Annotated in this window: 2 protein-coding genes; both read right to left on the bottom strand. The window is 58.0% G+C overall.

The features are described 5' to 3' along the window. A partial coding sequence (locus tag EOD29_RS30540; protein ID WP_140671262.1) for a hypothetical protein occupies positions 1–353 on the bottom strand: 353 nt, incomplete at its 3' end. Next, the gene (locus EOD29_RS37980; RefSeq protein ID WP_063169289.1) at positions 350–628 is read right to left on the bottom strand and encodes an AlpA family phage regulatory protein; all 279 of its coding nucleotides are present in this window, start codon (positions 626–628) and stop codon (positions 350–352) included. The genes EOD29_RS30540 and EOD29_RS37980, both read right to left, overlap by 4 nt. Positions 629–1,783 lie beyond the last annotated feature (1,155 nt).

The raw sequence follows: 1,783 nt of genomic DNA on the forward strand, positions 1-1,783 counted from the left end.
ATCGCCATATCGCGCGGGTCCAGATAGCCTTCGAATGCGGATTCTGCAAAAGGACCTGCCAGACACGCAACTATCTCTTGGATCGCTTCATCGCGTTGGAAATGTCGATCCATATCGTTCTCGAAAATCGGCTTTAGCTCCGAGGTGAATCCTTGCGCTGAATAGAAAACCGTGCCTTCGACAAAACCACCGCACTCTCCGTCACCGGCGTCGGGGTAAATACTAACACTTGAGAAAGCAGGGAGTTCACGGTCGTCGTCGAACATCTGACGGTGCAAAACGATGGCGGCCACCGCGTGCCCGGCTTCGTGATGCGCCACAGACGGGAGAAGATATTGGGAGGCTACATTCATGCGGTGCGGCTCTCAGATCTAGTTTCCATCCAAGCCCTGATATCGGATTCAAGCCATGCGACTCGGCCGGGGGAGATGCGACGCCGCTTAGGGAACAGGCCTGCCTTCAGAGTCGCGCGGTCGCGCTCGAACTGCGTTCCACTGAAGTGCTTCAGGGTCTTTGCCGACTGGCCGGCGGCCCAGGCAAGTGCCCGCTCGCCTTCCACATCTTCAAGCCAAAGATAGAGATCGTCGTCGGGAGCATCCAGCGTTGGACGGACATCAAATGCGTTCATGTCCGGACAGCCTTCAGAAAGAAGGGATAGAGGCTTCCGTTTGATCGGGAACGCTTAGTGTTGGTAGCGGCGCCCACATGTTCGAAAAGCGTGATCATTGATGAGTTCTTCCAGTCGGTGCGGCATCGCAGTGCTTTTGCGCATAGGACCGCAATTGTCGTGCCAACTGGGAAAATCGTTTCGGAACAACGTGATCGCTCTGGCAGCGTTGTGTCAGATGTCCGACATCGTCGAGAATCCGACAACGAGTGCTCCTCCTAATCACCGGATCAACCTCCGGCGCCAGTCGGTGACACCGCATTCCTCTGTCTTTCCAGGAGACGGCGTGGACATCAATGCCGTTCCTCACCGAACCCGCCTCCTAGCCCTTCGCCCATACGTCACGGCCGCCCCCCGGTTTGGCTTCAACCTGAAGGATTACGGCGTCCTCTTCGCAGAGAAGATCGGGTTGTTCGTGGCGCGCGCAGCGGAGCCCAAGGAGCTTTTCTGGGTTGCGGAAGGATACTGGCATGTCGATATTACGACCGTGTGTCCTTCGACAAGCTTGGTGGCTTCTTCAACCAGAATCTCGCCGCGGAGATCGAATCGTTATCTGCGCCGCAAAGTGCGGCCGGTGAGCGGCGTGGCCCTGCGTTCCAGTTGGCCACGGTCCTCGCTGGGACGAGCAAGTAAATGGCTTGCGCAGCAACGGTGCGATCACACCTGGAGCACGGCGTCATCAGGAAAGCGCCATCCTTGTGCGCCCACGACACCCTGGTCGCCATCGGCCGCATCGCGGGGGGGCACTGTGGGCGATAACCATTCATTGATCTGGGCGATTGAGGGTTCTGCCGGGGCGCTATTGCTGCTCGGTAGGGCTGCGGGCTGGCGAGTCTACCAAGGCGAGCAACGACAGGCGAGACGGCAGACATTACGTGACGGAACTTGATATTGCAGTGCAGCAAGCGTAGAGCACCGCGCGCTTATCGGAGTGTCGTCCATGGCCCTTACCAATGCTGGTAACGAGGCAGAACCTGTCGAACAATCGAGCCATTCTGAGGTCGAGCAGCACAGCACCAAGGCGCTGATGTTGGGCGCACTAGGTGTGAGCTTTCGAGAGGTTGTCCATTCGGACCGGACCGAGGAGACTGGAGTTACCACGCTTCAGCATCCATC

Source organism: Mesorhizobium sp. M1A.T.Ca.IN.004.03.1.1 (assembly GCF_003997555.1).
Taxonomy (GTDB): domain Bacteria; phylum Pseudomonadota; class Alphaproteobacteria; order Rhizobiales; family Rhizobiaceae; genus Mesorhizobium.

What these genes read in the sequence shown, in the direction of transcription:
- EOD29_RS37980 (WP_063169289.1), bottom strand. Translation starts at nt 628, where the DNA reads ATGAACGCATTTGATGTCCGTCCAACGCTGGATGCTCCCGACGACGAT.